Source organism: uncultured Intestinimonas sp. (assembly GCF_944387245.1).
In the GTDB taxonomy this organism is placed as follows: Bacteria; Bacillota; Clostridia; order Oscillospirales; family Oscillospiraceae; genus Intestinimonas.
In genome coordinates, this window is record NZ_CALXEE010000102.1 from 1 (window position 1) to 5,761 (window position 5,761).

A 5,761-nucleotide genomic window follows, 5' to 3' on the forward strand; every position below is an offset into this window, starting at 1 on the left:
ACAAAATTCGTGCTCTATCGTCAAAGTCACAATAAGGAGAAGAAGGACCGGATCGCGCTGGTGAAGGACAAGCGCGGCTGATGAATTTTGTTCCCCGCCGCGTCTGCGGCGTACAAGCAGTCCCGGAGACTGCTTGGCGCAAGGCGGGATTCAGTCCCGCCGCGCAGGTGAAATGACGAAGGGGGTCCCCACAGGGCAGCGCCCTGTGGGGGAGACAAAATTCGTGCTCTATCGTCAAAGTCACAATAAGGAGAAGAAGGACCGGATCGTGCTGGTGAAGGACAAGCGGCAGAACTGATTTTTTCGGAAAATCGGAAAACGATTTTACGGTCCGCAGCGTCTAAAGGAGTATCCGTGCAGACCGAACGCAAAAAAGCCCACACAGCGGCATCTGGAAGAACAGTCAAGGGGAGAGGAGTGTTCACAATGAAGATCGGCGTGTATGGCGGAACCTTTGACCCACCCCACCTGGGGCACATGGAGGCGGCCCGGGCGGCGGCGGCCCTGCTGGAGCTGGACAAGATCCTGTTCGTGCCGGCGGCCATCCCGCCACACAAGGCGCTGCCGCCGGAGGCCGTGCCGGCGGAGGACCGGCTGGCCATGACAGCCCTGATGGCGGACGGCGTCTGCCTGGAGATGGGGCGGCCCGGCCTGGCCCAGGCCGATGGCCTGGAGCTCTCCCGTCAGGGCAAGAGCTACACGGTGGACACCCTGGAGGAGCTGCGCCGGCGCTATCCGGACGACGAGCTGTGGCTCCTCATGGGGACGGACATGTTCCTCACCCTTCAGAACTGGCGGAACCCGGAGCGGATCACCGCCCTGGCCGGCATCGCCGCCTTTGCACGGCGGGAGTCGGACGCAGGGGAGCTGCTGAAAACCCAGGGCCACTATCTCCGGGAGCGCTTCGGCGCCCGGGTGGCGGTGGTGGAGCTGCCCCAGATCATCGACCTCTCCTCCACCCAGGTCCGGGCTCTGCTGGACACCGACCGGGCCAAGGTGCGGGACGCCCTCTGGTGCCAGGTCTACGGCTACATCCTCCGCTACGGGCTCTACGACGTGAAGGCCGATCTCAAGCACCTGGATGACGACGACCTCCGCTGCGCCTCTCTCTCTATGGTGAAGGCCAAGCGCATCCCCCACATCCGGGGCTGCGAGGAGGAGGCTGTGCGGCTGGCCCAGCGCTGGGGCGCTGACCCCCACCTGGCCCGCCGGGCGGGCATCCTCCACGACTGCACCAAGTACCTGGATCTGGAGGAACAGCTGGCCCTGTGCGAGCAGTACCACATCCAGCTGGACGAGCTGGAGCGGGTGGCGGTAAAGCTCCTCCACTCCAAGACCGGCGCCGCAATCGCCCGGCACGTGTTCGGCGAGCCGGAGGAGTTGTGCAACGCCATCTACTGGCACACCACCGGCAAGGCGGACATGGACCTCCTCTCCAAGATCCTCTATCTGGCCGACTACATCGAGCCCTCCCGGGCCGACTTCGAGGGCCTGGAGGAGCTGCGGCGGCTGGCCTACACAGACATCGACAAGGCCCTGCTCCTGGGCTGTGAGCTGACCATCCAGGATATGAAGGAGCGGGGGGTGCCGGTACACACCAATACCCTCCAGGCGCGAGACTTCCTGAAAGGACGGACCTGATGAACCCGGAGAAAGAGAACAGAAATGGCGGCAAGCACCTGCCAAAAAAAGGAGACCAGAGTCAAACGTCTCCCAAACAGCCGAAAAAGACCCTGACGCCCAGGCAAAAGGTCCTCCGGGCGGTCTATCTCATCATCACCATCCTGGCCGCCCTGGTGGTGGTGGTTTTCGCGGTGTCCCGGTTCCTCTTTGTCAAGCCGGAAATCCCCGTCAAGACAGACCCCAAAACCACGGAGAGCATCGCCCCGACGGAGCCCACCGAGTCCCCTGAGATCACCGGGGACGAGGCCCCGGACCTGGCGGCGGCGGGCCGGAAGGAGGACTACTACACCTTCCTGCTGGTGGGCCGTGACACGGGGGGCGGCGGCAACACCGACACCATCATGGTGGTCTCCTACGACGTAAAGAACCAGGAGCTCAACGCCATGAGCATCCCCCGGGACACCATCGTCAACAAGTCCTGGGACATCAAGAAGATCAACTCGGTCTATAACTACGCCGGCGGCGGGGAGAAGGGCATGGCGGCCCTGATGGACACCGTGTCCGACACCATCGGCTTTGCCCCCGACTTCCACATCGTGGTGGAGTGGGAGGCGGTGGGCAAGCTGGCCACCGCCATCGGCGGGGTGGACTTCGACGTCCCTGTGAACATGAACTACGACGACCCCACCCAGGACCTCCACATCCACATCAACAAGGGCTTCCAGCACCTGGACGGGGAGCAGGTCATGCAGGTTCTCCGGTTCCGCAAGAACAACAACGGCGCCCCCGGCATCTACAACCAGGGCGACATCGGCCGTATCCAGGTCCAGCAGGGCCTGCTGATGGCCATTGCCGAAAAGCTTCTCCAGCCCGCGGTGGTCTCCCACATTCCCGACCTGGTGGACATCTTCGTGGAGAACGTGGAGACCGATCTTACCATTCCAAACCTGCTGTGGCTGGCCAAGTCGGCCATCCAGGGGGGACTGCGGACGGACAGCGTCAGCTTCGTCACCCTGCCCGCCAACTACAACGGCTATTTCTGGAGTTACAGCATCGGCCGTAACGAGTCCTATGTATTCCCCTACGCCAGCGAGATCGTGGAATTGGTCAATGAGGACTTCAACCCCTACCTCACTGACGTGACCAAAGCCAACCTGAACATCGTCTATAAAAATTCCGACGGCTCCATCGCCGCCACCGGCGGAGCCATCAAGGACAGCAGGGCCAATGCGGCCTACTACGACTCCCTGAAGCCGGCGGAGACGAAACCTCCGGCCGAGACCGAGCCGCCGGCGGAGACGGAGACACCCACGGAGAGCCCTCTGCCCAGCCAGAGCGGCACGCCCACGGAAAGCGTACCGCCCGCTGAAACGGCGACGCCCACGGAGACGGTGCCGCCGGCGGCCACCGAGTCCCCCGCCGGGACCGGGACGCCGGAAGATACCACTGCTCCGCCTGCGGAGACCCAGGCCCCGGTCCTCAGCATCGCCCCTGGGGAGACCTCCGTCCCCTCCCAGGTCCCTGCGGAGACCCCTTCCGACGGGGCGACGTCCCCCGGTGACATCGGGATTCCGATTTTTACGCCGCCCGAGGTGCCGGCCGCCTGAGGAAGATGGTTGCATTTTCAAAGAAATTATGGTATCTTACAGGACGAATCGCGAGAAATCAGTCCCAATTTGACGGCACATGGACCGGGGACATTGTGAAAGGACGACGCACATGACCTCAGAGAGAGAACAGAAAAAGGGTGGCAGCCGCCTGGCCGGCAGCACAGAGCCGAAGTCCCCAAAGAGGCCGCGCAAGAAACTTACACCCAAGCAGAAGGCTATGCGGGCGGTATATATCATCGTCACCGTGCTGGCCGCCCTGGTGGTGATCGGCTTTGCGGTCTCCAGGCTGCTGTTCGTCAAGCCGGACATCTCCCAGAGCGGTGGGCGGCCCGAGCTGTCGGCGGGTGAGGGGACAGAAGGTGAACTGGACACCGAGACCCCCAGCGTGTACGGCAGCGGCCGGAAGGAAGATTTCTTTACGTTCCTGGTCATCGGCCGCGATACGGGCGGCGGCGGCAATACCGACACGCTGATGCTGGCGTCCTATGATGTGCCAAACCAGAAGCTCAACGTCATGAGCGTCCCCCGGGATACCATGGTCAATGTGTCCTGGGACATCAAGAAGATCAACTCGGTCTACAATTACGCAGGCGGCGGGGATGACGGTATCGACGCCCTGGATAAGGAGATCAGCCAGCTGGTGGGCTTTGTGCCCGACTTCCAGGTGGTAGTGGAGTGGGACGCCGTGGGCGAGCTGGTGGACGCCATCGGCGGCGTGTGGTTTGATGTGCCACGGAACATGAACTATGACGATCCCACCCAGGACCTCCACATCCACATCGACAAGGGTTATCAGCTCCTGGACGGCGAGGCCGCCATGGGGGTCATTCGCTACCGCCACGATAACGATATGCGCTACGGCTACCCTGACGGTGACCTGGGCCGTATCAAGACCCAGCAGGCCTTTCTGAAGGCGGTGGTGGAGCAGTGCCTCCAGATCAAGAACGTGACCAAGATCCAGCAGCTGGCGGAGGTCTTTAATAAAAACGTCACGACCAACCTCACCGTCCAGAACCTGTTCTGGTTTGGTCAGCAGGCCATCTTCGGCGGCCTGGATATGGAGAACGTGAACTTCGTCACCATGCCCTGCACCAACAAGTCGGTATGGAGCCGAAGCATCGGCGGCATGCTGTCCTATGTGGTGCCCAACACCGACGAGCTGGTGGATCTGGTGAACGAGTGCTTCAACCCCTACCTGGAGGACCTGAGCTCCAAGGAGCTGGACATCATGTATGTCAACTCCGACGGCACCATCGGTTCCAGCACCGGCCGTATGGAGGACACCACCCACAATTCCCTGGTGCACTCCCAGTCCAGCCGGCCCAGTACCAATCCGGCGCCTGTCGAGAGCGAGACGCCGGTGGAGACCGAGACCACGGCGCCGGATGGGACCGCCGCACCGGAGGAGACCACCACCCCGCCGGAGACGATGTCGCCGGAGCCGTCGGCCGCCCCCAGCACTACGCCTGATACGGGAAGTGGGGAGAGTACCGCGCAGCCGTCCGAGACGCCGGAGGCGTCTGCGGAGCCCAGCGCACAGCCGTCTGAGACGCCGGCTGCCACACCCACCCCGGTGCTTACCCCTGTCCCCGAGCCGGACAGTCAGGATGGCCCTCCCGAGGGCATCCCCATCTTATGATCGAAAAAGGAGAGAACGTCTATGACGTCTAAGGAAATGGCACTGACCATCGCCGGAGCCCTGGACAGCAAGAAGGGCCTGGACATCAAGGTCCTGGAGACCGGCGCCCTCACCACCCTGGCCGACTACTTCGTCATCTGCACCGCCACCTCCACCACCCAGGTGAAGGCCCTGGCCGATGAGTGCGAGAAGGTGATGAAGGAGCACGGCGAGCTGCCCCACCACATCGAGGGACACCGGGGCGGCACCTGGATCCTCATGGATTTCTCCTCCGTGGTGGTCCACCTCTTCATGGACGAGGCAAGAAAGTTCTATGATCTGGAGCGGCTGTGGAAGGACGCGGCCGAGGTAGATCTGAGCGACATCCTGAAGCCCAACTAAAGGCCGCGTCCTCCCGTCCGCAGGACGGGCGCGGCGTCAGCCGCGCACAAGCATCTTGGCCGTGGGCCAAGATCTTGCCGCAGGCGGGATTCACTCCCGCCGAGGAAGTACAATTTCCCACAGGGTCCCCGCGGAACAGGGGGAGCCTGTTTCGTGGGGCGCGCGGCCGAGGTAGATCTGAGCGACATCCTGAAGCCCAACTAAAGGCCGCGTCCTCCCGTCCGCAGGACGGGCGCGGCGTCAGCCGCGCACAAGCATCTTGGCCGTGGGCCAAGATCTTGCCGCAGGCGGGATTCACTCCCGCCGAGGAAGTACAATTTCCCACAGGGTCCCCGCGGAACAGGGGGAGCCTGTTTCGTGGGGCGCGCGGCCGAGGCAGATCTGAGCGACATCCTGAAGCCCAACTGAGGGCCGGTTGAAAAAACTGCTGGCGGGCGTCCCGGAAAGGCTTCCGGGACGCCCGTTTTGCGATTTTGGGGCAGAAATGTGGAGATGCAACCGCTGGTTG

At 63.0% G+C, this 5,761-nt stretch carries 4 protein-coding genes; all 4 read left to right on the plus strand.

The window, feature by feature from the left end:
- The first annotated feature begins 426 nt into the window (after positions 1 to 426).
- The 4 genes from yqeK (at position 427) to rsfS (ending at position 5,253) form a co-directional block, all read left to right on the plus strand.
- Positions 427 to 1,641 (plus strand): bis(5'-nucleosyl)-tetraphosphatase (symmetrical) YqeK, encoded by a 1,215-nt coding sequence (gene yqeK, locus Q0K15_RS10295; RefSeq protein ID WP_294515762.1) that lies wholly within the window; start codon positions 427 to 429, stop codon positions 1,639 to 1,641.
- Positions 1,641 to 3,230, plus strand: a complete 1,590-nt coding sequence (locus Q0K15_RS10300) for an LCP family protein (RefSeq protein ID WP_294515763.1) — start codon at positions 1,641 to 1,643, stop codon at positions 3,228 to 3,230. Before yqeK ends, Q0K15_RS10300 begins: the two co-directional genes overlap by 1 nt.
- Before the next feature lie 220 nt (positions 3,231 to 3,450).
- Positions 3,451 to 4,872: an LCP family protein gene (locus tag Q0K15_RS10305; RefSeq protein ID WP_294515764.1), complete on the plus strand. Its 1,422-nt coding sequence runs from the start codon at positions 3,451 to 3,453 to the stop codon at positions 4,870 to 4,872.
- Positions 4,873 to 4,893: 21 nt separating this feature from the next.
- Positions 4,894 to 5,253 carry a ribosome silencing factor gene (gene rsfS / locus Q0K15_RS10310; protein ID WP_294515765.1) on the plus strand — a complete coding sequence of 120 codons (360 nt, stop codon included), beginning with the start codon at positions 4,894 to 4,896 and terminating at the stop codon, positions 5,251 to 5,253.
- Positions 5,254 to 5,761: the final 508 nt, after the last annotated feature.